This is a genomic window from Xanthomonas axonopodis pv. maculifoliigardeniae (genome assembly GCF_041519315.1).
Lineage (GTDB): Bacteria > Pseudomonadota > Gammaproteobacteria > Xanthomonadales > Xanthomonadaceae > Xanthomonas > Xanthomonas euvesicatoria.
In genome coordinates this window covers 776,205-800,451 of record NZ_CP167998.1, presented here as the reverse complement: position 1 = coordinate 800,451, position 24,247 = coordinate 776,205, and the positions used below count along the sequence as shown (strand labels likewise).

The 24,247-nt window shown below is 65.1% G+C and carries 20 protein-coding genes; 4 read left to right on the top strand and 16 right to left on the bottom strand.

Annotation, left to right across the window (positions count from 1 at the left end):
• Nucleotides 1–106 precede the first annotated feature (106 nt).
• Together ACDH77_RS03430 and ACDH77_RS03425 are read right to left on the bottom strand one after the other, a co-directional pair.
• Nucleotides 107–2,764, bottom strand: a complete 2,658-nt coding sequence (locus ACDH77_RS03430) for a TonB-dependent receptor domain-containing protein (protein WP_031421019.1) — start codon at nucleotides 2,762–2,764, stop codon at nucleotides 107–109.
• A gap of 77 nt (nucleotides 2,765–2,841) precedes the next feature.
• Nucleotides 2,842–4,314, bottom strand: coding sequence for a hypothetical protein (locus ACDH77_RS03425; protein ID WP_031421017.1), 1,473 nt, complete (start codon nucleotides 4,312–4,314; stop codon nucleotides 2,842–2,844).
• A 185-nt stretch (nucleotides 4,315–4,499) separates the two neighbouring features.
• On the opposite strand from ACDH77_RS03425, the gene ACDH77_RS03420 reads away from it, so the two are divergent.
• On the top strand, nucleotides 4,500–5,360 hold the full coding sequence (locus tag ACDH77_RS03420; protein ID WP_218488930.1) for a 2OG-Fe(II) oxygenase: 861 nt from the start codon (nucleotides 4,500–4,502) through the stop codon (nucleotides 5,358–5,360).
• Between the two features lie 311 nt (nucleotides 5,361–5,671).
• Nucleotides 5,672–7,717, top strand: coding sequence for a TonB-dependent receptor (locus ACDH77_RS03415; protein WP_218488929.1), 2,046 nt, complete (start codon nucleotides 5,672–5,674; stop codon nucleotides 7,715–7,717).
• A 251-nt stretch (nucleotides 7,718–7,968) separates the two neighbouring features.
• On the opposite strand, the gene ACDH77_RS03410 is transcribed toward ACDH77_RS03415, so the two are convergent.
• Together ACDH77_RS03410 and ACDH77_RS03405 are read right to left on the bottom strand one after the other, a co-directional pair.
• A complete protein-coding gene (locus ACDH77_RS03410) occupies nucleotides 7,969–8,388 on the bottom strand; it encodes a VanZ family protein (RefSeq protein ID WP_218488928.1) in 420 nt (139 codons plus the stop codon).
• Nucleotides 8,376–9,629 carry a class I SAM-dependent methyltransferase gene (locus tag ACDH77_RS03405; RefSeq protein ID WP_029818631.1) on the bottom strand — a complete coding sequence of 418 codons (1,254 nt, stop codon included), beginning with the start codon at nucleotides 9,627–9,629 and terminating at the stop codon, nucleotides 8,376–8,378. The genes ACDH77_RS03410 and ACDH77_RS03405 overlap by 13 nt, the downstream gene beginning before the upstream one ends.
• Between ACDH77_RS03405 and ACDH77_RS03400 the strand changes: the two genes are divergently transcribed.
• Entirely contained in the window at nucleotides 9,628–10,365 is a 738-nt protein-coding gene (locus tag ACDH77_RS03400; protein WP_218488927.1) for a pteridine reductase, read from the top strand. The two genes, ACDH77_RS03405 and ACDH77_RS03400, sit on opposite strands and share 2 nt — an antisense overlap.
• 169 nt (nucleotides 10,366–10,534) lie before the next feature.
• On the opposite strand, the gene folK is transcribed toward ACDH77_RS03400, so the two are convergent.
• The 5 genes from folK to ACDH77_RS03375 form a co-directional block, all read right to left on the bottom strand.
• Complete coding sequence (folK, locus tag ACDH77_RS03395; RefSeq protein ID WP_031421009.1) at nucleotides 10,535–11,050, bottom strand: 2-amino-4-hydroxy-6-hydroxymethyldihydropteridine diphosphokinase; 516 nt, start codon at nucleotides 11,048–11,050, stop codon at nucleotides 10,535–10,537.
• Between the two features lie 92 nt (nucleotides 11,051–11,142).
• Nucleotides 11,143–12,645, bottom strand: a complete 1,503-nt coding sequence (locus ACDH77_RS03390) for a response regulator (RefSeq protein ID WP_031421007.1) — start codon at nucleotides 12,643–12,645, stop codon at nucleotides 11,143–11,145.
• 3 nt (nucleotides 12,646–12,648) lie between these two features.
• Entirely contained in the window at nucleotides 12,649–13,089 is a 441-nt protein-coding gene (locus ACDH77_RS03385; protein ID WP_003482689.1) for a response regulator, read from the bottom strand.
• Nucleotides 13,086–14,897 carry a sensor histidine kinase gene (locus ACDH77_RS03380; protein WP_008572116.1) on the bottom strand — a complete coding sequence of 604 codons (1,812 nt, stop codon included), beginning with the start codon at nucleotides 14,895–14,897 and terminating at the stop codon, nucleotides 13,086–13,088. Before ACDH77_RS03380 ends, ACDH77_RS03385 begins: the two co-directional genes overlap by 4 nt.
• A gap of 281 nt (nucleotides 14,898–15,178) precedes the next feature.
• Complete coding sequence (locus tag ACDH77_RS03375) at nucleotides 15,179–15,550, bottom strand: BON domain-containing protein (RefSeq protein ID WP_008572114.1); 372 nt, start codon at nucleotides 15,548–15,550, stop codon at nucleotides 15,179–15,181.
• Nucleotides 15,551–15,700: 150 nt separating this feature from the next.
• Here ACDH77_RS03375 and ACDH77_RS03370 point away from each other — a divergent pair, with 150 nt between their 5' ends.
• On the top strand, nucleotides 15,701–16,756 hold the full coding sequence (locus ACDH77_RS03370) for an oxidoreductase (RefSeq protein ID WP_372353734.1): 1,056 nt from the start codon (nucleotides 15,701–15,703) through the stop codon (nucleotides 16,754–16,756).
• 75 nt (nucleotides 16,757–16,831) lie between these two features.
• On the opposite strand, the gene gnd is transcribed toward ACDH77_RS03370, so the two are convergent.
• From gnd to ACDH77_RS03335, 7 genes are all read right to left on the bottom strand, one after another.
• Nucleotides 16,832–17,773, bottom strand: coding sequence for a phosphogluconate dehydrogenase (NAD(+)-dependent, decarboxylating) (gene gnd / locus ACDH77_RS03365; RefSeq protein ID WP_218488926.1), 942 nt, complete (start codon nucleotides 17,771–17,773; stop codon nucleotides 16,832–16,834).
• A 20-nt stretch (nucleotides 17,774–17,793) separates the two neighbouring features.
• Nucleotides 17,794–19,137 carry a hypothetical protein gene (locus ACDH77_RS03360; protein WP_218488940.1) on the bottom strand — a complete coding sequence of 448 codons (1,344 nt, stop codon included), beginning with the start codon at nucleotides 19,135–19,137 and terminating at the stop codon, nucleotides 17,794–17,796.
• 163 nt (nucleotides 19,138–19,300) lie between these two features.
• The gene (locus ACDH77_RS03355; protein ID WP_008572108.1) at nucleotides 19,301–19,681 is read right to left on the bottom strand and encodes a glycine zipper 2TM domain-containing protein; all 381 of its coding nucleotides are present in this window, start codon (nucleotides 19,679–19,681) and stop codon (nucleotides 19,301–19,303) included.
• A 124-nt stretch (nucleotides 19,682–19,805) separates the two neighbouring features.
• The gene (locus ACDH77_RS03350) at nucleotides 19,806–20,570 is read right to left on the bottom strand and encodes a DUF2242 domain-containing protein (protein WP_029818627.1); all 765 of its coding nucleotides are present in this window, start codon (nucleotides 20,568–20,570) and stop codon (nucleotides 19,806–19,808) included.
• 74 nt (nucleotides 20,571–20,644) lie between these two features.
• Nucleotides 20,645–21,709: a DNA methyltransferase gene (locus tag ACDH77_RS03345; RefSeq protein ID WP_218488925.1), complete on the bottom strand. Its 1,065-nt coding sequence runs from the start codon at nucleotides 21,707–21,709 to the stop codon at nucleotides 20,645–20,647.
• On the bottom strand, nucleotides 21,702–22,802 hold the full coding sequence (locus tag ACDH77_RS03340; RefSeq protein WP_218488924.1) for a hypothetical protein: 1,101 nt from the start codon (nucleotides 22,800–22,802) through the stop codon (nucleotides 21,702–21,704). The genes ACDH77_RS03345 and ACDH77_RS03340 overlap by 8 nt, the downstream gene beginning before the upstream one ends.
• Nucleotides 22,803–22,824: 22 nt before the next feature.
• On the bottom strand, nucleotides 22,825–24,228 hold the full coding sequence (locus ACDH77_RS03335; protein WP_338338804.1) for a nicotinate phosphoribosyltransferase: 1,404 nt from the start codon (nucleotides 24,226–24,228) through the stop codon (nucleotides 22,825–22,827).
• Nucleotides 24,229–24,247 lie beyond the last annotated feature (19 nt).

Here is a 24,247-nt window from a genome sequence, read left to right as displayed (position 1 = left end):
AAGAAACCGATGACACAGACCGACACACGGCGCCATACGACTAAACGCAAACGCCCGCCATGCAACGCACAGCGGGCGCTTGCGACACTGGCAACTGCACCTCAGATCAGAAGCGCGCTGTCACACTGATGTCATAGCTGATGCCAGGCTGGTAGGTGTACAGGTCCACCCGGTTGCTCCCTACCTTCTGGTACTCCTGGTACTTGGTCTTGAGCAGGTTACGCGCGGCAAAATTCACCGACACCGTCTCGCCGGACCACGTCAGGCCCTGCTTGATCACCAGATCCAGCGAGGTGCCCGGCTTGTCGATGTAATCCGGCTGCCCGGGGCGACCACGCGCGGACACCCGCTTGCCCACGTAGTTGGCGATCAACGTCGCCTGGCTGAGCGTGCGCTCGCTTTCCACCCCGATCTGCAGGTTGGCGATGTCATCGGACTGGCCTTGCAATGCCGAACCATCGCGGATGAACAAGGTCGCCTGCACCGGTGCGCTGAAGCCGAACGGCTGCACCGTATCGCCATCGCTGGCACTAACCTCGGACGTGGTTCGGGTGTAATTGCCGGACACGAACATGCGTTTGTCGCCCCACCAGTCGGCAGCGATCGGCAACTCCAGATACTTCTTGGCCTCCAGCTCCACGCCGTACAGCGTCGCCTTGGGCGCATTGATGAAGCTCTGCACGATGCCGCCGCCGGGGGCGTCGTTGACGATGGCTTCGATCGGCTTGTCGATGTTCTTGTAGAACGCGCCGACGGTGACGTATTGGCCCGGTTCGAAGAACCATTCGTAGCGTGCGTCCAGATTGACCAGCTCGCTGTCGACCAAAAACGGGTTGCCGAAGAACTGGCGGTCGATGTCCGGGTCCAGATACTGCTGTGGCGCCATTTCGCGAAACTGCGGGCGTGCGATGGTCTTGGAAGCGCCAAAGCGCAGCTGCTGGTTCTCGGCAAAATTCCAGGTGACCGTGGCCGACGGCAGCGCATAGCTGTTGTGCAACGGTGCCACACCGTCCTGGCGCGTGCCGCTGAAGATGTCGTACGGATGCACCGCCTGGGTGGCGTCTTCGTAACGCACGCCCGCCGTGGCGCGCAGCGTCGGCATGATCTCGCCCTCTGCCTGCAGATACGCCGCCTTGACCTTCAAGGTCGCGTCGTAGGCAGCCGCACCGAAACTACCGGTGGTTTCGCGCAGACGCAGCAGATCGTTGCTGAGGTTGTAATCGGAGAACAGATAATCCACGCGCTGGTACTGGTTCAGGAACGGCAGCGGCCCGTCCAGCGCCAGGAAACGGAATTCACGACTCCACGCGCTGCGGTCGTTGTCCAGATAGGCCAGCCCGCCCTTGACGGTGAGGTCGTGCTCCATCGGCAAGCGCCAGGTGACATCCACGCCACCGCTGGCCACCTTGTCGTCGACCTTGCTGAAACGCGTGTAGTTCTGCACGCGTGAGGCATCGTGCGCCCAGTAGCCGTCCAGCCGCTCGTAACGAATCCCGGTTTCGTAAGGCACATCGCGGCTGGCGTTGGCCACTGCCGCGCGCCATTCGATCTTCAGGTCGTCGTATTCGCCGAAGGCGTGCGTGCCGCGCAGTTGGTTGTTGATCAACTGCCGCGCGTACCACTCGGTGTTGTCGTCGCGCACGTCGAAACCTGCCAGTTCGTCGCGACCGGCGCGGCTGCGCGCCACCTTCAAGGTGTCGTGCACGTAGAGCGTGGTCCAGCCGATGGTATGCCGGCCATATTCCCACCCTAGCCCCAGCATGCCGTTGCTGCGCACGTTGTTGCGGGTGGTGGCGAAGTCGTAGTTGGAATTGAACTCGACGCTGTCGCCGACGAAGATGCCGTCCTGCTGCTTGCCGGTGCGCGTGCGCCATTCGTTGTCGTAGCTGGCCACCGCGATGATGCCCAGCTTGGCCTCGCCCACATCCATGCTGTAGCCGGCGCTGCCGCCGACATTGACGTCCGGAGCGATGCTGTCCTTTTCCTGCAGCACATACAGGTTGGCATCGTTCAAGCTGCGCCCGATGCGACGGATGTCCTCGCGCGAAAAGCTGCCCAGGTCGACCCGACGACCGGTCCTGATCGCATCGCGCAAGGCGGCAGGCTGCTTGCGGGTGCCATCATCAAAACCCCACTCGTCATCGTCGGAGCCGTAATAGGTCAGGCCTTTTTCGCCGGTGCTGACGCTGTTGGCCCCACCACCCACGGTCAACGACAGGAACGGCGTGTCGGGGATTTCCATCGATTGCAGATCGATCACGCCGCCGCCGAATTCGCCCGGATAATCGGCCGAATAGGTCTTTTGCACGGTCACGCTGGCCAGCACATCGCTGGGGAACAGGTCCAGCGGCACCACGCGCTGCATCGGCTCTGGGCTGGGCAGCGGCGAACCGTTGAACAACGCAGACGAATAGCGCTCGCCCAGACCGCGCACATACACATACTTGCCGCGCGACAGGCTCAGCCCGGTGACACGCGTCAGCGCCACCGCGGCGCTGCTGTCGCCGGTGCGCTCCATGTCTTCGCGCGTCACGAACGAGGCCACTTCGGAGGTTTGCAGCATCGGCTCGGGAATGTAGTCGCCACGCACCACGACCTGGTCGAGCTGCTTGGGCACACTGGTACTGGCCGCGCTGGACGTACTGCTGCCGGCGTCGGCGTCGCTGGTGGTCGACTGCGCCATGGCGGCGCCGGACATCAGCAAGGTGGAAATGGAAAGAGACAGGCCCGTCCGCGAGAGACGGGCAACAGCAGAGGTTCGCATCGTGGGAGCCCTGGCAACAGAAAGATGAAGCTGGACGCATCGCACGGCGACCGATGGCCGCCGTGCGATGCCATGCCTCAGCAGGGACGGTCGGCGGTCAGCCCGCAGGTCCAGCCCTGCCACCACGTATCGTTGGCATCGCGCACGCCACCGATGTAGTTCACCTGCTGGAAGAAGCTGCTCACCCCGTTCAGGCCCTGGAACGCCGGTACTGCCGATTCATTGGCGCCATTGACGAAGGTGTTCTGCAAGGTGGACACGCCGTTGGCGACATTGTTGGTGCCGGCTGCGAACTGGCTGGCCGCACGCGCGTCGCTGCCGAAGGCCGTCGGGCAGGCGAAGAACACCGAGTTGAAGGTGCCGAGCGTGTCGGTATCGGCCAGGTTGAAGCATACCAGGCCATCACCAGTGCCGCCGGCTGGGCGCGTGACCACCGAGTTGTAGAACGCGGCCTGGGTGCCCTGGTTGAGCATGATCGCCGCACCGGCGCGCGCGTTGCCCACGTAGGTGAAGTTGGCCACTTTCGGGCGCGAATACGGCTGGCGACGCAGGCTGCTCCACTCGTTCATGCGGTCGCCACCACCGGCGCGCTGCACCACGATGCCGAACTGCAGTGCACCGCTCCAGCCAGCATCGGTATCCAGCGAATCGTCGTCGGCACCGGTGATGACCAGGTGGCTGCCGTTGACCGTCCCGCCGAACCATTCGATGCCGTCGTCGGAGCTGTTGTGGATCTGCACATAATCCAGCTTGGTGCCGCTTCCCACGCCCGCCAGGGTGATGCCCTGCAATTCGTTGTTGGGCGAAATTTCGAAGCCCGAATACATCACGCGCAGGTAGCGCATCGACCCGCTGTTGTCGGTAGCGTTGTTGCCGCCATAGAACGCGTTGGTCCCCTCGACCTGCGCCTGACATTCCGGCGTCCCCGACACGGTGGTGCCCGGGCAGTTGTTGATCGCCGCGCGCCCCAGCACCACGATGCCGCCCCACAGGCCGATGGTATTGGCACTGACCGTGCTCTCCAGCGCCTGACGCGCGGTGAAGACGATCGGCGCAGCCGCACTGCCTTCGGCAAAGATCTGCGAACCACGATTGACCACGATGTAGTCGCTACCGGCCGACCCGAACAGGGTCACGCCCGGCTCGATGGTCAAGACACCCTGCGTGCTGCCGGCGGCCGGTGCGGTGGCGTTGCCGCCGCGGTCGGTGCCGACATTGACGCGGCCGCTGATCGAGTAAACGGTGCCCGCGCGCGCCGGCACCACCAGGTTGCCGTTGATGGTTTCCGGCAACTGGCAGGCGCGTAGCGTGTTGTTGGCGATGGTGCCGACGTTGGAAAAACCGCTCGGGCAATCGGCGGCCGGGCCGCTCGGTGCGGGTGCCGGCGTTGGTGCAGGCGTGGGCGCTGGCGTCGGTGTGGGGGCCGGTGCCGGCGGGAATGCGCCTTCACCTGGCGAGGCAACACGGTCGGCTCCGCCACCACAGGCCGACAGCGCCAGTGCGGTACCAAAGGTCATGAGAAGTGTCTTGCTGCTGTTGCGAACGGCCATGCGGCTGATCTCCAGGTCAAAGGTCGGTATGAAGAGGAGTCGTCAAGAATTGGTGGCGTTCCGCGCACTGCAGTGGCGAGCACGTTCAAGATCCCCGTCACTTTTATAGAGGGCATCTGTTTCATTTGTCTTACCACGACACAATTGACATACCAATGCCACATGCCGACATGCACTGTAGAGCGATGACACACACCGATATCCCGACCCCGCTGGCCGACTGGATCGTGGCGCAAGCCGTGGCCGGCCATCCGCCCGAGCAAGCGCTACAGCCGCTACTGGATCAGGGCTGGAACGAACAGGACGCCATCGATGCGGTCGAGGCACTGGTCCGTGCGCACATCCGGCAACACGCGCAAGCGAACGGCTTGCCGATGCCGGTGCGCGTGCCCGCGTTGCAACAAGACGCCGATGCCTCGCTGCTTGCGTTGGGCGACCGCGATGTGCGCGTGTTGGTCAGCCTGTTGCTGCCGCGCGTGGTGGTACTCGGCGGTTTTCTTTCCGACGAGGAATGCGATGCATTGATCGCCTTGGCCCGGCCGCGCCTGGCGCGCTCGCGCACCGTGGACAATGCAAACGGAGAGCATGTGGTGCATGCAGCGCGCACCAGCGACAGCATGTGTCTGCGCCTTGGCCAGGATGCGCTGTGCCAACGTATCGAAGCGCGCATCGCGCGCCTGCTCGACTGGCCGGTCGATCACGGCGAAGGGTTGCAGGTGCTGCGCTACGCCACCGGTGCGCAATACCGGCCGCATTACGATTACTTCGATCCGGACGCAGCCGGCACCCCGGTGTTGGTGCAGGCCGGCGGGCAACGCGTCGCCTCGCTGGTGATGTACCTCAACACGCCAGAACGCGGCGGTGCGACGCGTTTTCCTGATGCGCATCTGGATGTCGCTGCGGTCAAGGGCAATGCAGTGTTTTTCAGCTACGACCGCCCGCACCCGATGACACGCAGCCTGCACGCCGGTGCGCCGGTATTGGCCGGCGACAAGTGGGTAGCCACCAAGTGGCTGCGCGAGCGCGCAGTGCGCATGCCCGGATAAGCACCGCAACACCGCGCCGGCGGGATCGACCTCGTCCGCCGCCAGCGCGGAGCGACACGGCACCTGCATCGCCTGCATGCTGTGGCTGTTGGATGCAGCGCTATTGGCTGTTGGCTGTTGGCTGTTGGCTGTTCCCCACGCCGCGAGCGGCACATCGCCAACACGCAGGCGGCCATCAGGCGTTGCAACACGATCACTTGCCGATCGTCCCCCAAGGCGGCAGCAGCGCGACGCGAATTGAATTTGTCAAAATATGTTATAACATGTCATTACTGACACGATTCCATTGGCCCGCAGGTATTGCCCGCTTCATGAAGATCCATTCCCTCGTGGCGACTGTCGCCGCTCTGCTGTTTGCGGCCGACGCACGCGCGCAGTCCTCCGATTCGGCGCTGACGCTCGGCAAGGTCGACGTCCATCAGCATCACGAAGGCCAGCTCAGTGCGCATCAGGTGCTGACGTCGGTGGATGTCCTGGGCGCCGACCAGATCGAGGACAAGAACGTGTCCTACAGCTGGGAATTGCTGGGGCAGATGCCAGGCATGCAGTTGACCGAAACCCGACAGGGCGCCGAATCGGGCAAGGTCAGCTTCCGCGCCTTCAACGGCGAGGGCTATCTCAATGCCATCAAGACCCTGATCGACGGCATTCCCAGCAACGTCAACAGCGGCAATCAGCGCTTCATCGACATGCTGTTTCCGCTGGAAATCAGCTACATCGAGGTGGTGCGTGGCACCAACGATCCGCGCTATGGGCTGCACAACATCGGCGGCAACATCAACTTCGGCACCCGCCAGGGCGGCAGTTACACCGATGCCCGCGTGGCCTACGGCAGTTACGCCAGCCGCGATGCGCAGATCGCGATAGGGCGCGAACGCGACGGGTTCGCGCAGAACTACTTCATCGGCGCACAGGCGTCGGATGGCTATCGTGCGCACGATCGCTCCAGCAAGCATGTGCTGGGCGGCAAATGGTTCTACGGCAGTCTCGACGACGGCATGCGCATCGGCCTGACGGCACGCGCGTACCGCACCCAGGCCGACGAGCCGGGCTTCATGACCGCAGCAGAGTTGCAGGAGGATCGTCGCAACTCGGACCGCCGCAACCGCAACGATGGCGACGACCGCGACATGCAGCAGCTCGGCGTGCATCTGGACCTGAAACTGACCGATACCCTGTTCCTGGGCAGCAAGCTTTACTACAACCGCTACGAGGACGATCGCCGGGTGACTTTCAGCGACCTGCCCACCGGCAATGCCCCGCGCCAGCGTCGGCGCTGGAACGAAACGCAGGTGGGCATGCTCAACACCCTGACCTGGCGCGCCAATGACCTGCTGACCTTGGAAGGCGGCATCAACTACGAACATCAGGCCAATGCCTACCGGCGCGAACGCTTCAACTATGCCGAGCCCACCGACTTTGCCGCAGTGCCAGCGCGCATCCAGAACGACGACCGCTATACCTTCGACAATTGGGGCGCCTACGTACAGGCCATCTATCAGCCGGTCGAGGCCCTGAAGCTGGTGCCGGCCTATCGCGTGGACCGCTTCGACGGCGACACACAGCTACCGGGTGCGGTGCGCGCACCGCTGCAGCGTTACGGCAGCATCGGGCAGCCCAAACTCAGCGTGATCTACGCCCTGACGCCCAGCACCAACGTGTACGCCAACTGGGGCCGTACCTTCCAGGTGTTGACCGGCTCCACCGCCCCGGCCTATCTCACCCCAGGGCAAGCCGGCATCCGCCCTTCCACCAACACCGGCGTCGAGCTGGGTATGAAATTCAGCCCATTTGCAGGCAGCCAGGCGCGTATCGCCGTCTGGCAACAGGATGCGGAAAACGAGGTGTCGAACATGCCGGCCACCGGCACCACCGTCACCTTGGGCAAGACGCGTCGCCGCGGCGTGGATGCGCAGATCAGCGCTCAGCTGGGCGATCGCTGGACGCTCTGGGCATCGCATGCCTACCAGGAAGCCAGGATCACGCGCGACGACCGTGCCGCTGCGCTTTCGCTGCAAGGCAACGAAGTCATCGCCACGCCCCGCTACATCAGCAACATCGGCGTGGACTACCGCGCGACCGAGGCGTTGCAACTGGGCCTGCAGGGACGCGCCCAGGGCAACTACTACCTCGAAGAGCGCAACGTGGCGGGCAAGTACGGCGGCTTTGCAACGCTCGACCTCACCGCGCGCTATACGATCAACCCGAACTGGAGCGTGGACGTGCAGGTCCGCAATGCCACCGGTCGCGAGTATGCCTACGTGTGGTACGACAGCTTCTTCTGGGCACAGGCGCAGCCCATGTTCTCGCCAGCGGCCGGACGGCAGCTGTATCTCGGGCTGAGAATGAAGCTGTAACGCCGCGGCAGCGGTGGCGAGGTGCGAACCACGGGTCCGCGACGCAGCGTAGCGGCTGCACAAGCCGTCATCGCCAAGCCGGCACCTGGCGCCCCGCCGCGGCTTAGGCACGCTGCTTGGCGCATGCGGTCCTGGCGTACGATGCTTCAGATCGCTGCGGATATACGCTGCCAGGTTGATCAGGATCGCGTCGCCGCCTGGCTCCGTTTACGGCAGCGGGCAGGCGCCTGGCCTGCCGAGACATCGTTCCGTCACCGTCGCCGCTGTCCAAACAGGCGCCGATCGATCCGCAACATCACACATCGCAACGGCGTCCATGCCAGACAGAGCCCGGCGAGAATGCCCAAGGTATCGGCCAATGCATCGTACGGGTCGGCGCTGCGATTGGTGGTCAGCGCGCCTTGCGCGATTTCGATGCCGATGCCCAGCAACACCAATCCGAACGCAGCGAACGCCAGCGCGCGCCGGGTCGCAAACAACTGCACCGCTCCCCAGCACAACAACGCGAACGTGATGAAGTGCTCGGCCTTGTCGCTGTTGGACGGCAACTCCGGAAACTCCGGCGGCGGCCCCAGGCACACGGCAATGACCACGACGATTGCGGCGATCCACACGCCCACCCACAACCGCGGCCGGTGAAACGGCCGGAGTGCCGAACTCACAACCGCCATGTGAGATCGCCGGACAGGAATGCCGGGGCAAAATCGACATCGCGCGAGAAGCCCATCACCTGGAAGCGCTCGCCCATCTCGCTGGGCAGCGTCAGCCGCTTGATCTGTTCGCGCAGACGCATGCGCCCCACTTCATCGGTGCGCGTATCGGCCTGCGCCAACAATGCGTCCAGCCCATTGCCGAGCAGGAAGCTTGCTTGCGTGCAATACCCGGCCAGCTCGAAACCTGCGCCGGTGCCTGCCTCGGCCAACGCGGTGAAGTCCACCGATGCGGTCAGATCCTGCAGGCCCGGCCAACGGTAGAGATCTTCGTGCATGCGATGCCGGTAAAACGCACGCAACGTGCCGTCCTCGCGCTGCGCACGATAGAACTCTCCGCGCGGGTAACCGTAGTCGACGAACAACATCGCGCCACGCTTCAAACCGCCGGCTACCGCCTGGATCCAGTACGGCAACTGCGGCAGCAACTCGGAGCGATAGCCATCGGCGAACGGCTGCTCCAGATAACGCTCCAGGTGACGCACGGCCGCGCTCAGCAACGCATCGGCCGGTTGCTCGCCGCGCGCGAAGTGCTGCTGGGCATCCAGCACCACGGTTTCTTCATACACCTGCCCATCGCGCAGTGCGAAACGCGGCGTGGGCAAGGCGTCGATGACTTCGTTGGCAAACAGCACGCCATCCCAATCGTCCGGGAACGGCGCATCCAGCCATTCCACCAGATCGAACACCGGCGGAATCAGGCTGCGCCCCAACCGCTCGCGCTGACGTTCGCGCAGGTCGGCGCTGGGCTCCAGGATCGCGTAGCGCTCGGGCAACGCGTCCAGTTCCAGCAGCCGCTTGAGCGTGACTTCGGCAAACGCGCCGCTGCCGCCCCCCACTTCCAGCACTCGCGCCTGCGGCCCGAGCTGTTGCAATACCGGCGCCAACGCGCCGGAGACGGTGGCCGCAAACAACGGCCCCAATTCCGGGGCGGTGACGAAATCGCCGGCCTCGCCGAACTTGCTGGCGCCGGCGCTGTAATAGCCCAGGCCAGGCGCATACAGCGCCAGCTCCATGAAGCGCGAGAACGGGATCGCACCGCCGGCGGCCTGGATTTCGGCGCGCACATGCGCAGCCAGCCGGTCGCTGTGGGCCAGCGCGTCCGGATCGGGTGTGGGAAGGTCGGCGTGCATGCGGGCACCGGTTGCGGGGACAATGCACAGGATAGCCGAGCCCTCCGCAACGCCGAGCGAGTACGCCATGACAGACAGTTCCAAGGTGGTGTTGATCACCGGTGCAGCCCGCCGCATCGGCGCGCAGATCGCCACCACGTTGCACGCTGCCGGCTACCGCGTTGCACTGCACGCATACCGTTCCGCCGAGGTGCTGGACGCTCGCGTGGCCGAACTGTGCGCCCAGCGTGTCGGCAGCGCACAGGCCTTGCACGCCGATCTGCGGTTGCCCGACGCACCTGCGCAGTTGGTGGCCGACTGCGTCGCCGCCTTCGGTCGCCTGGATGGGGTGGTCAACAACGCCTCGGCGTTCTACTCCACCGCCATTGGCGAGGCCACTGCAGCGCAATGGGACGAGTTGTTTGCGGTCAATGCACGCGCGCCGTTCTTCATCGCGCAAGCGGCCGCCGCACAGTTGCGCCAGCGCCGCGGGGCCATCGTCAACCTCACCGATCTGCACGCGCAGCAGCCGATGCGCAATCACCCGCTGTACGGCGCCTCCAAAAGCGCGCTGGAAATGCTGACCCGTTCGCTGGCGCTGGAACTGGCGCCGCACGTGCGTGTCAACGCGGTCGCGCCTGGCGCCATCCTGTGGCCGGAAGAAGGCAAGTCCGCCGATGCCAAGCAGGCGTTGCTCGCGCGTACGCCGCTGGCGCGCATCGGCACGCCGGAGGAAATTGCCGAAGCGGTGCGCTGGTTGCTGGACGAGGCCAGCTTCGTCACCGGCCATACCCTGCACGTCGATGGCGGCCGTCAGCTCAGTTGAACGACGCTTCCGGGGCCTGCGCACTTTCGCTGCAAAGGGACGCCCCCCGTGTCATGCACGTGCGCCCGGTTGCCACCTCGCCGAATGCGGCATTGCCGGACGGTTGCACACGTCCTTGCGCTACGTGCGCGCGTGCTCGGCCGCGCTCAACCGCGCTGCCAGAACAGCACTATTGCGTGACGCTCAACTGCGGCGCAGCCGCATCCAGCTCCACCGTGGCAAACGCGCTGCCGTACTGCGGGTGCGCCTGCCACAGGGCTGCCAACGCCTGCCCGCTCAGCGGGTCGACGAAGTCCGGCGCGATGTCGGCCAGCGGTTTGAGCACGAATGCGTGCTTGAGCTCGGGCCGCGGGATGCGCAGATGCCCGGGGCCTTCGACGATACGGTCGCCAAAGAACACCACGTCCAGATCCAGGGTGCGGTCGCTGAAACGCGGGCCGCTGCGATCGCGCCCATGCGAATCTTCCAGTGCATGCAGCCAGTGATCCAGCGCGTCCAGCTCCAGATCGGTCTGCAAGACCACCGCGTTGTTGACGAAGTCCGGCCCTTCGAAGCCCACCGCAGGCGTGCGGTACGCGGGTGACACGACGATCTGGCCAAAGCGCGCGCGCAGGGCGGCGACAGCCAGGCGCAGGTAGTGGGTCGGCTGGACGTTGCTGCCGAGGCTGAGAAGCACGGTGGTCATACGTTATTCGCGCATGCGGCCGGCACGGACGTCAACTGTTGCAATCGCGTTGCACCCATCGACGCATGCGCCGGGTGCGCGCAAACGTGGTGTCAGGCCACTTCCAGCGCATGCGAAACGGCGCGGAACACCCGGCGCATTTCCAGCGGCTTGCGCAGCACATGCACCGGCAGATCCGACGGGAAATGCGCACGCTGCAACGGCGCACCGACATCTTCCAGCACGATCGCCGGGCCCTGGTACCCCAGCTCCTGCATGCTCAGCAGCACGCTCACGGCCGAGAGCAGGATGATGTCGCTGTCGATGATCACCAGGTCCGGCATCGCGTGCTGCTGCACCAGCTGCAGCGCCGCGGCGCCATCGCTGGCCAGCTGCGGCTGATAGCCCTGGCTGGAGAGCGCATTGCCCAGCAGCGATAGGCGCGTTGCCTCGCCATCCACCAGCAAAATGCGCTGCCCATGGCCAAGCGGAAGCGGCAGTTCGGCTTCGGTCACCGCCGCCGACACCGCACGCATCGGCACGATCATGTCAAAGCGCGTCCCTTCGCCCAGCCGGCTATCGACCACGATGCTGCCACCATAGCTTTCGATGATGCGCTTGCACGAAATCAGTCCCAACCCGGTGCCATCGGCCTTGGTGGTGAAGAAAGGACTGAACAGGCGCGCGCGGGTTTCATCGCTCATGCCCACGCCGGTGTCGGCCACGCTCATGCGCACGCGCGAGGCATCGTAGCGATCGGCTGCCAGGATCAGTCTGCCGCCCTCGGGCATCGCCTGGATCGCGTTCAAGCCAAGGTTGAGCAGGCATTGCTGCAATTCGGTGTAGTTGGCCTCGATGGTCAGATCCGCAGCGATGGTGTCCATCTGCAGGTGTACCCCATCGGGCAGGCTGCTCTTGAGCAGCATCTGCACGGCCTGGAACAGGTTGGCGATGGACACCTGCTCGCGTGGCTTGTTGGAACCACGCACGAACGACAGCATCGACTCGGCCATCTCATGCCCGCGCCGGCCGCATTCGGCCACCACGTTGGCCAGCTGACGCAGCTGCGGGTCGTCGGTGCGCCCGGCCAGCAGGTCAGGCACGATCAACAACGGTTGCAGGATATTGCGCAGGTCGTGGCTCAGACCGGCCGCCAGCATCGCCAGGCTTTCCAGGCGCTGCGCGCGCATCAGTTCGCTTTCCACGCGCTGGCGTTCCAGATCCGCGCGTGCTTCGCGGATCGCGCGGATCACCGCGCTCGGCAAGCGCGTCGGGTTGTGCTTGATGATGTAGTCGTTGGCACCATCCTGCAGCGCCTTGACCGCGGTCTCCTCACCCATGGTGCCGGAGACGAAGATGAAGGGCGTGGCGCCGTTCTGGCGCACCAGGCGCAGCGCCTGGTGGCCGGAAAAGCCCGGCATGCTCAGGTCCGACAGCACGATGTCCGGCTGGAAGTCATCCAGCGCGGCGCGCAGCGACGGCTCGCTGTCCACGCGCTCGAATGCCGCATCCAGTCCGGCCTCGAGCAACTGATCGGACAACAGCTCGGCGTCTTCCGGTGAATCTTCCACCAGAAGGATCTTCAGCTGCTCCAGGTTGCCCCCCTCATGCGGCATGGTTCAGTCCAGCTCCGGTGCCTGGTTGATGACCGCCCAGAAGGTACCGAGCGTCTTGACTGCGTTGAAGAACTGATCCACGTCCACCGGCTTGACCACATAGGCATTCACGCCCAGGTCCCAGCTGCGGGCCAGATCGCTTTCTTCGCGCGAGGACGACAGGATCACCACCGGCAGGCGCTTGAGCGTTTCGTCGCTGCGCACCTGCTTGAGCACTTCCAGCCCGTCCAGGCGCGGCATCTTGATGTCCAGCAGCAGCACGGCCGGCAGGCCTTCCTCGCGGTCGGCGAACATGCCACGGCGCAACAGGTAGTCCATGGCTTCCACGCCGTCTTCGACGTGCACGATGGGATTGGCAAGGCGGGCTTCGCGCAAGGCGTCGACCGCCATCTCCGCATCGGCCGGGCTGTCTTCTGCCAGAAGAATGGTACGGATGGCGGTCATGCAATGAACTCTTGGTTGGGCGCTTCAAGCGCAGGAGGTAACACGAAATAAAACGTGGCGCCCTCGTCGACGACGCCTTCGGCCCACACCCGGCCGCCGTGACGCGTCAACACGCGCCGCACGCTGGCCAGGCCGATGCCGGTACCAGCGTATTCGCTGGCCTTGTGCAAACGTTGGAACACACCGAACAATTTTCCGCTGTATTCCATATCGAAACCGGCGCCGTTGTCGCGCACGCTGAACTGGTGGCCGCCGTCGGACATCGGCGTATAGCTGACCTCGATTTTGGCCACCTCGCGCTTGGCGCTGTACTTGACCGCATTGCCGAGCAGGTTCATCCACAGCTGGCGCATCATGTTTTCGTCGGCAACCAGTACCGGCAGCGGCGCGATATGCCATTCCACCCGATGGCCGGTGTTCTCGCTCTGCACGTTGGAATCCAGGATCGCACGCGTTTCGGCCACCAGCGATTGCATGTCCACCGCCTGCAGGCGCAGCGCACCGCGGCCCAGGCGCGAATACACCAGCAGATCGTCGATCAGCGAGGCCATGCGCCGCGCCGAGCTGCTGATCACCTCCATGTAATGGCGCGACTTCTCGTCGGCCGCATCGCCCAGATGGCGCGCCAGCTTGTCGGAGAACCCGGCCACGTGCCGCAGCGGTGCGCGCAGATCGTGCGAGACCGAGTAGCTGAAGGCTTCCAGCTCGCGATTGACTTCCGAGACCTGCTCCACCTTGCCTTCCATCTGCCGGTTGAGCTCCTGGATACGCAACTGCGCGGCCTTCTGCAGGCTGATGTCGCTCACCGTCATCAGCACCACGTCTTCGTCTGTGCTGTCGGGCAGCGGCATGCGGCGTGCATTGATCAACATGGTGCGCAGCACGCCGTCGGCGGCGCGCTGCTCGTGTTCGAAATCCCACAACTCGCGTCCACGCAACAACACGTCCGCCAGCCGTTGATGGATCTGCGCATCGCGCCAGACGCCATCGCCCACCTCTTCCAGCGGCATCAATTCGTTGCCGCGCTCTTCCAGGCCATACAGGTCGGCGAAGGCCGGGTTATGCAGCACGATGCGCTGGCTGGCATCCAGCAGCACGATCGGCTCGCGCACGGTTTGCAGCACCGAGCTGGCGCGCCCGTTGGCGCGCAGGTATTCCTGCTCGGCCGCCAGCCGGCGGCGGATCTGCCGCTGCAGCAGCCAGGTCACCGTGCCCAGCAACAGCAACTGCACCGCCAGCGCCGCCCAGCTCAGCACCGCGTAATGCATGCGCTCGGTTGCGGCGCGCGCATTGCGCAGCGCCAGCAACCGGCCTTCGGCGCTCTGCAGGTCGTCGATCAGCACACGGATCGGGTTGTTCAGGGTCATGTCGTTGATCAGCGCGCGTATCTGCTCCGGCGCAGTGGTCACCGCAATGCGCTCGGCCAACAGCAGACGCCGTTCGATGGTGCTCTGGATGCGCCCCATGCGTACTTGCTGGGCGGGGTTGTCCTTGGTCAGTTCGATCAGTCGCTGCACGGCGGCCAGCGATTCGCGCCGGCCGCGGCGCATACGCTCGTTCAGCGCCTCGCGCTCCACGCCATGCGAGCGCATCAGCGCCGCCGATTCGGTATCGCGCATCGCCGCCTCCAGGCGCTGCGCGGTCTCCTGCACTTCCTGGCTATGCGACACCCAGGACGCGGCCTGGTTGGCGTTGCGGGCCATCTGCTGCAGCAACAAGGAGGGCACCACCACAATCAGGAACACGGCGGCCGCCAACAGAGGCAGGCGCCAGCGATCCCACTTGTCTGCTTGGACCGTTGTTTGCATTGCTGGACCGAATTGCACTCGCTGCAGGGCCAAGGGCTGACCGGCATTGTCTCCGATCACGCAGCTTGCCAGATTAATGATTCAGAGAAATCAGGTCAGCCTGTGACATAGCTGAATGGGCATAGCATACGTGCAGCATGCGTGAAAATGGCGCGAGCGCCCTGCCAGCTGTCGGCTTGCCGGCCGGTTCATCAAAAACAAAAAAGGCGCACTCCGTGGAGTGCGCCTGGTGCTCGGGTCGCCGCCTCGCCTCGGCGGCCCGGCATTCGCAGCAGCTGCGCTTACTTCTTCGCAGCGGTGACCTTCAGGCCGGTCGACTTGACGCTCTTGACGCCCTCGATGCCCTTGGCAACGGCAACGGCCTTGTCATGCTCGGCCTGGGTGGCAACCGCGCCGGTCAGGGTCACGATGCCGTTCTTGGTCTCGACCTTCACGTCGGTACCCGAGACATTGTCGGTCGCCAGCAGGTCGGCCTTGACCTTGGTGGTGATCCAGGTGTCGGTGACCGGCTTCTTGGACTCGTTCATGCCGGCAGCGTGGTCCTTGTGGTCGGCATGTTCCTGCGGTGCCGCAAATGCCTGCGACGCGCCGAGGGTCAGACCGAGCGACAGCGACAGAGCCAGCAGCTTGCGTGCATGCGTCATGTTCTTCATACCAAGCACCTCCTGTTGAATGTGGGCGCAGCTTGCGGTGGCGCTCGTCGAGCAGACGTGACCGTTGCATGCAGAGGTTGTGAACCCTGCGCACACGGGCAGGTGCAATACCATGCGGGCTCCCTCCGTCGTTGCGATGAACCGTTTTCAATGCCTAAACTGTTCAATCTGGCCGTCGTCGGCTATGGCTATGTCGGCCGCACCTTTCATGCACCGCTGATCGCAAGCACCCCCGGCCTGCAGTTGCACAGCGTGGTGTCGTCCAAGCCGCAACAGCCACAGGCCGACTTTCCCGGCGTCACCGTGGTGGCCGATCTGGACAGTGCGCTGGCCGATCCGGCACTGGATGCCGTGGTGCTGGCCACCCCGAACCACACCCATGCATCCTTCGCGCTGAAAGCCCTGGCCGCCGGCAAGCATGTGCTGGTGGACAAGCCGTTTGCATTGGATGCGGCGCAAGCGCAGCAGATGGTCGATGCCGCCGATGCGGCGGGATGCATCATCAGCGTGTTCCAGAATCGCCGCTGGGATGCGGACTTTCTCACCGTGCGCCGGCTGATCGAAGAAGGCCAGCTGGGCGAGGTGGTGGAATTTCATTCGCACTTCGACCGCTATCGCCCGCAGGTGCGCGACCGTTGGCGCGAGAGCGACAGCCCCGGTGCCGGACTGTGGTACGACCTGGGCCCGCATCTGCTCGATCAGGCAATGCAGTTGTTCGGTATGCCGCAGGGCATTGGCGCGGATCTGCAACGTCAGCGCGACCAGGCGCGCAACGTGGATTATTTCCACGTCACCCTGCACTACCCTCGGCTGCGCGTGATTCTGCACGCGGGATCGCTGGTGGCCGATGGCCGCCTGCGCTTCGCCGTGCATGGCACGCGCGGCAGTTATCTCAAGCACGGCCTGGATACGCAGGAAGACCAGCTGCGCGCCGGCCGTCGCCCCGGCACGGTCGGCTGGGGCGTGGACCCGTTACCGGGCACGCTCACCCGCGTCGATGACGAAGGCCGCGTCCACACCCATCAGCCCGACAACCTGCCGGGCGACTATCGGCAGTGCTACGCCGCCTTTCGCGACGCGCTGGCAGGCACCGGCACAGCGCCGGTCAGCAGCAGCGATGCGGTGCAACTGATGCGGTTGGTGGACCTTGCGCAACGCAGCGCTGCGGACGGCCGAGTGCAGTGGCTGGATGCCGCGCGCGGTTGATCACGCTGCAACGGTTTTGCACTTCCAACAGCGCGCGCCGTAGTCCCGGCGCGCACCGTGGTTGCATCCAAGTCCTTACGCGTCCTTGCTACCGATAGTCGGCGCTGCCGGGGTGGTGGTCATCACCGCGTGGCCGCCGAATTGGTTGCGCATCGCTGCGAGCAGTTTGTCGGTAAACGAATCCTTGTCGCGCGAGCGCAGCCGTTCCATCAGCGACAACGTGATGACCGGTGCCGAGACTTCCAGATCAATCGCTTCGGCAACCGTCCAGCGGCCCTCGCCCGAATCGGCCACGAACGGCGCGATGCCGGCCATGGTCGGGTTATGCGTCAACGCATCGGCCGTCAGGTCCAGCAACCACGAACGCACCACGCTGCCATCGCGCCAGATTTCGGCAACCTGGTGCAGATCCAGCGCAAAATCGGCCTTGTGCTGCATCAGCGCGAAGCCTTCCGCATAGGCCTGCATCATTCCGTATTCGATGCCGTTGTGGACCATCTTGGTGAAGTGGCCTGCACCGCTCGGGCCAACCCGCCCCCAGCCCTTGTCCGGCGCCGGTGCGAGCGTTGCCAGGATCGGATGCAAGGCCGTCACCGCCGCTTCGTCGCCACCCACCATCAAGCTATAGCCTTCCTGCAGACCCCAGATGCCGCCGCTGGTGCCGCAATCGACAAAGGCAATGCCGCTGTCCTGCAGCAACGCCGCGCGCCGCTGCGAATCCTTGTAGTACGAATTGCCGCCATCGATGACGATGTCGCCGGCCTGCAGCAGGGGCAGCAGCTGCGCCAGCGTGTCATCGACGATCTTGCCGGCCGGGACCATCAGCCACACCACGCGCGGGCTCGACAATGCGGACACCAGCGCTGCCAGCGCATCGGCGGTGACGATGCCCTTGGCTTGCGCGCTGGTACGCGCGTTCGCGCCCGGATCGTAGCCATGCACGCGATGCCCGCCATTGACCAGGCGCTCGGCCATGTTGGCGCCCATGCGGCCTAGTCCCACCATACCCAGTTCCATAATCGCTCCTCATGATCTGATCAGTGCAGGGTGCCACGCTCGGCGTACGCTGGCGTGGCGGAATTCTCAATGGATTGTTCCGCGACGGTGGCGGCGCTGCACTGCTGCAGCTGCCAGTCGATCCATCGCCAGTACAAGGTGGTGCGCAGATTGTGCAAGGTCAGGTCGATGGCATACGGCGTGCGCGGGTTACGGTCGAGCAGGCGTGCCACGTGGTAGCCGATCGGCTTGGTGCCCTTGGGGTGCACATAAACCCAAAAGCCTTGGTAGAACGGGTCGTCCAGCAGCGCCTGCAGCTGCTGCAGCTGGGTCTGCTGCTGCGGGTCGAGCGTGGCGCGCAGCGCTGGATCACGCTCGTAAAGCAGGCGCTCGAAGCGGCGCTTGCCTGGCCCGCGCAACTGTTTGGCCAGCTCCCAGATCTGCCGGTTGCGCGCGTCGTAGTACGCAAAGCCACCGTGCTGCGCCAGCGCCTGCGCGGCTGCATCGCTGACATCCACCACCACGAAATTCTCGGCCTGATTGTGGATGTCATCCAGGTAGGACTTATCGAACACATGCGCGATGAAGCCTGGTGCGCCCACGAACGCCTGCCGCCCGAGCTGTGAGGTTTTCACCGCCTTGCCGTCGGCAAAGAAGTCGCCGGCATGCGTACCGAGCAGGATGCTGTCGGTGTCGTGCAAGGTCAGGAACGTGCCGATCGACAATTCGCCAGGCGTAAATACTTCATCGAACCCGGCATCGCCGAACAATTCGCGCTGGGTGGCGAGCTGAGCCACTTGTCGGCCCACGCCGCACTCGGAACGCACCTGGCCGCGGTAGAACGCATCCAGCGCCCGCGCATTGCTGCCGCGCGGCTGATACCCGCGACCGAAACTGCGAAAACCGCTCCAGCCCTGCGCCGCTGCGCCACGCCAGCCGAATCCGACCCAACCCAGCTGCAGCGCCGAGAAGCGGTAGCGCGGGTTGTTCTGCAATTGCGTGACCGCGCGGCGGGTGGCTGCACCGAGTTCGAACGCGTAGGCGCAGTGCGTGGCTGCATCGTCCAGCACAGCGGTGAGCGCTGCGCCGCGCTGGTGGGTGTTCCAATCGGCTGGAAGCGTCAGCTGCAGATCGCCGGCTGCCTGCGCCTGTGCAAGCGTGCCACGCGTGCACGGCTCGCCGCGCTGTAGTACCGGCGCGCTCACCGCGGCGCGATGGATCGTCCAGCCCAACCGGCGCAGCAATGCTTCCACACACTCTGCGCTGGCTGCACGTGCGGTCTGGCTCGGTGCAGCATCGGCGACCTGCAGCAGCTGCCCCGCCAGCAAACCGCTTGCACATGCCAGCGCGGCAAGCCGGCGCAGGCGCGCATGCCGCGGCGGCATCGGCGCCGATGGTGCGCGCGATGACGAACTGCCATGCGCGTGGACAACACTCATCGATGGCATACGCAATGAATCGTCGGCACGACGCCACTCTCAAACGTAGCAAGCCCCGGCATGGCCGGGGCTTGCAGGACTCAACTCGGACCAATCGCCGCACCGAACTTCAGCGACGTTCGCAGACGCGCTCGACTTGGCGGTTGCCGTTGGCCTGCTGGCGATTGCCCTGGATGGTGCGGCCTGCCGCACCACCCGCCACGGCGCCTGCCACGGTCGCCAGCTTCTTGCCGTTACCGCCGCCGACCTGGTTGCCCAACAGGCCACCGATTGCAGCGCCGGCCAGCGTACCGCCGATGCGGTTCGGGTCGGTCGAGTTCTTTTGCACTTCGACATTGCGGCAGCGCACGCGGGTGCCGTCATTGAACCTGCGACCTTCGTCCGCTTCCGTATAGCGCTGCTGATGCGCGTAGTTTTGAGCCTGTGCGAAAGTGCTCGTCGCCATCAGGCCGATCAGGGACATACCCAGCAGGGAGGTGCGCATTTTCATCGTTGTTCTCCACGTTTCTCGCTCGCTCGGCGAGGCATGGGCGCACTCTGGCCGCTGGGTCGAGAACACAACGTGAAGCGCGCAGTCGCTATTCAGGCTTTGGAGCGGAGCGTGAACCGCGCCATCACGGCTGCGTGGCAGGCTCGGTTTGCGGCACCTTCGCCGGTGCCGGTGGGGGGTCTTGCGCTTCGACGGGTAACGGCGCAACCGGAGGCTGTGCAACCGTGGTGGGAGCCGCAGCAGGAGCTGCCGACGTCGTGGTGGTTGCGGCAGGCGCGGCCGGAGCCGCAGCTGCCGGCGCTGGTGTGGCTGCAGGTGCAGGCGCAGGCGCTGCACTCACCGCAGCAGGTGCCGCTTCGGTGACCTTGGGAAGATACGAATTCAGGCGTTCGAAAAAGCGCTTGTAGAAAGCCGCATCCTGCACCGTGGTGCTGGATACGCGCACCAGCGAATCGCCGCTGCTGCCGACCGGCAACGATAACGAGCCCAGCACGCCGACGCCCACGCTGGCCGAGGTGGAGCTCTTTTTCAGTGCGTAACGGTCCTGCAACGCACTGACGAACACCTGCGCCTTGCCGCCATCCTGGCTGGCGCAGGAAATGCGCAGATTGAGTTGTTCGCTCTGGTCTGCTTCCTTGAGCTGGAAGTTCTTGCTGCCTTCCACCGCGGCGGCATCTGCGCGCGTGACGGCGTAGCCCTGACTCAACAGCACACGCCGCGCCGCCTCGCAGGCTTGCGGCGAACTGGCCGCCACGCTGCGCGAATAGGTGTCATCGGAATTGAACGACTCGCGCATCAGCATCGTGTCGCCCTTGCTGCCGCCGCAGCCAGCCAGGGTTGCCAGCGCGCCAAGCAGTGCGCCGCGCGCGATCAGGGAAGAACAAGACATAGGGAGATTCCGGCATCCAAAACCGGCACAGAGCATAGCGGCAACCCATGTGCGCGCGGCGTCGCGCTGCCGGGTCAGGGCAACAGCGGTTCATCCACTGGCAATTGCAGGTCGACCTGCAGGCGGCGGCCATCGGCGCCGATGCGCTCGGCACGCAGGTAGTGGTGCGCACGCACCACCGCCACTGCCACCGGCGCCCGGCACGGTTCGCCCCACAGGCTCAACGCGAAGCCCTGCTGCTGCAGCCAGAGGGTGAGGCGGTCCCACAGCGCTTGTTCGCCACGCAGCATCAGGTCCAGATCGGCCGGGCCTTCGGGCACCGAGGTCGGCGACGCCAGCCAGCGCGCGTAGCTGCCATGCACCACGATCGGCAGGCCCTGTGCCTGCACCGCCTGCAGCAATTGCGCAGCCTGCTGCAGATCCAGCCGGGCACGACAATGCTGAAAAATCAATGCGTATTCGTGGCTGCGATCGCTCTGTGTCTTGGCATGCGCCAGCGCTGCGGCCGGACGCCGATAGCACAGCACCCGCTCCTCGCGCAGGGTGAACAGGCTGGCCAGGATGCGGCCCAGATCCCAGGCCTGCGGAATCACGCGGCCGCCGACCACCACGTTCTGCACCATCGCCACACCCACGCCGTCGGGCCGCATCTGCTTGCGCAGCGCATGGAAGACCGCGCGCATGCCGGTCAGATAGCTGGCGTAATCGCTGCTCGCATAAAGCTGCCCGGGCAGCACGTCGCCATGCCAGTGGCAGCCGAAATACGGCACGTTGGTCAGACACAGGTCGATCGGCCCTGCCGGGGCAGTATCGGCCAGGCTGCCGACCACCACCGGCGCCGCCACCGCATGCCGCGCCAGACGCATGCGTGCCAACTGCGCGCGTGCCGGATCGATTTCCATGCCATGCGCGTTGCGGCCTTCCAGCGCGGCCGCCAGCAAGGTGCTGCCAAAGCCGCAGAACGGGTCGAACACCTGCTCGCCCGGCCGGCTGAAATGGCGCACAAACGGGCGCATCTGATTGACCCAGCCACAATCGCGCCCGCTCAGCGGGTCGGCCGCGCGCAGATCGTCGGGCAGCGCCCAGGCAGCATCGTCCGGGGCCGGCGTCCACCAGCTGCGCTGATCGACCTCATCCATCGGTGGGCTCCCACAGCACATCGGCATCCGGATCCCAGCCCGCACAGAGACGGCCGTTGGCGAAGAACACCAGCTTGTACAGATCGCCGGTCGCGTGGCGCGCATGCATCGCGGCGTAGTCGGCGCTTTCGAAGACCATCTGCAAGCCCGTCTGATCGCGCAGCCGCACATTCCAGAAGTAATAGCCTTCGGTCAGGCCATCGGGTTGCCAGCGCGACCACCAGGGCTGCTGCATGCACTCCTCCAGCAGTGTGTCCACGCCCACGCGGTGCTCGCCGATGTAGCGCAGCGTGCCGTTGCTGCGATAGGCATCGTCCAACCGCGACAATTCCCGAAAGATCACCTGGCTGGCGCCGCAGCTGCGCGCCCACGCGATGTACTGCGCAATGGCGTCGGCATTGTCCACGCCACCGCGCTGCACGATGCAGACCAGTCGCAGCGGCAGCCGTGCTGCCAGCCGCCGTGCCGTCTGCACGAAAGTCGCCACATCGGCGATCGGCTCGTCGGGGCGGAAACGCATGATCGCGTCGTTGCGCTCCTGCAGCCGATGGTGACGCGACAGCTCGACCCACGACAGCCCGAACGCGACCAGCGCATCGATCAACCGCGTACCGTGCGCACGCGCCAGCCCGGCGCCGTTGCTGTACAGCACGCGCTGCTCGACGCGCGGGCCGTTGGGCGTGGTTGCCAGGGTCTGCAGCAAGGTCTGCAACCACGCCGCATCGTCGGTCATTTCCAGACCGGACAGCGAATACGACAACGGCACATCGCGCAGCAGCTGCAAGACAGCGCTCAACTGCTGGAAATACGCAGGCCCGGGTCGCAATGTCGCTGCCGCACGACCGCCGCCGTGCTGCCGCAGATTTTCCGAACAGAACCCGCAGCGCGCCGAACACGGCCGCACCGAGGCATACGGGGTAAAGGTGATCGGCAACGCTGCGCGATAGCTGCGCGCGCCGATGCGCAGCGCATGCCAGCGGCTGGCCTCGTCCTGCAGCGGCACGCGCCGCTGCAGGTGGGGTGCTGCGGCGCGCAGGCGCGCCAACAGCGCCGAAGCAGGCAACAAGGAGATGTCGTCGATGGAAGCGTGCATGGCGAACCCTGCGCGCCGCGCGTCAGCGACGTGCGGCGTTGGCACGCGCGCGCACCTGCTCCAGCGTCCACTCCTGTTGCGACACGCCGTTTTCCCACACCGTCACCAGCGCGTCTTCGCTGTCGGGGTAGGCGTCCATCTCATCGAGCAAGGCGCTGCGGTAGCTGCCATCGTTGCGGTTGCGCAGCAAGGTCAGGCGGCCGCGCTTGCTCTGCTTGCCTTGGTCGGTGATCGGGTCCTTGTAGACATCGACCCACCGGCCGTCCACGCGCACCGCCGAGCACTTCAACGCAAACTTCTGCGTGTCCCGGTCCACCTTCTGCAGCAACGCACCGCCCATACCGAAGGCGACATTGTCGGCGGCGTAGCCGGCGGCGGTGATGCGCTCCAAAATCGCGCGTAGCGAGGTGGGATTGATGCCATCGCCCTGGATCACCCGCACATGGTTGAGCACCTTGTAGCCCTTGCCATTGACCTGATGGCCGAACGCTTCGTCCAGCAACAGCAGGCACTGCTCGACCACATCCATCGGGTCGCCCGAATCCGGACGAATCACCACCGTTGCGCCGGAGGCGATCACTTCCTCGCGCAAGGTGGTACCCCAATGCTCGGCAATGGCGCGGTAGATGTCGTAGCTGTCCGACACCACCGCCACGATCGAACCCGGACGCGCGAACTGCCTCAGCATGTTGCGATACGCATCAACCTCGCGCTCGCGGCCCCAGCTGGTGATGGTGCTGTGCTCGGCAGCGGGAATCGAATACCCGGCCACCGGCGTGTGGTAATGCGCACGCGCCAGCAGCAACGCCGACAAGGTGTCGGTGCCGAGAAAGTTCACCAGATGCGCGGCACCGCCCAAGGCGGCCGAGCCAAGACTGGACACGCCGCGCGCGCCAAAATCGTGCAGCTTGAAAGGCAACTGCCCTTCCGGATCGTCGCTGGTGCGCTCCAGGTAGTCGCGCACGATCTGCTTCACCTGCCAGCTCACCGTGGCCACCGTCACCGGGTACCACACGCGCAGCAACAAGGTTTCCAGATACGACGGCACCCAGAACGCCTTGGCGTCGGTGGACTCGATGGTCATCAGCACGTTGTGCGTTGGCACCACCGCGCCCTCGGGCACCGCGCGGATGCGGATCGGCAACTGACCGCCAAGCCGGTCGACGATATCGCGCCAGCCGGCTTCGTTGAACGGCTCGCCATGCGCAGCCAGCAACGCTTTTGCATCGTCGATGTCGGCGTGCGTCACCGGCCGGTTGATCGCTTCCTTCAGGATCGACTGCAGGCCGAAGAACACGGTCTGCTCGTAAAGTCCGCCGCGTGATTCGACATAGAAAAACGACGCGTCGGTGCCGGGCGGATATTGCAGCCAGTGGCTGGCCTTGTAGCTATCGGTGTTGAGCAGCAGGTTATCGAGGTAATGCATGACGGAAGCTCCTTCGCGT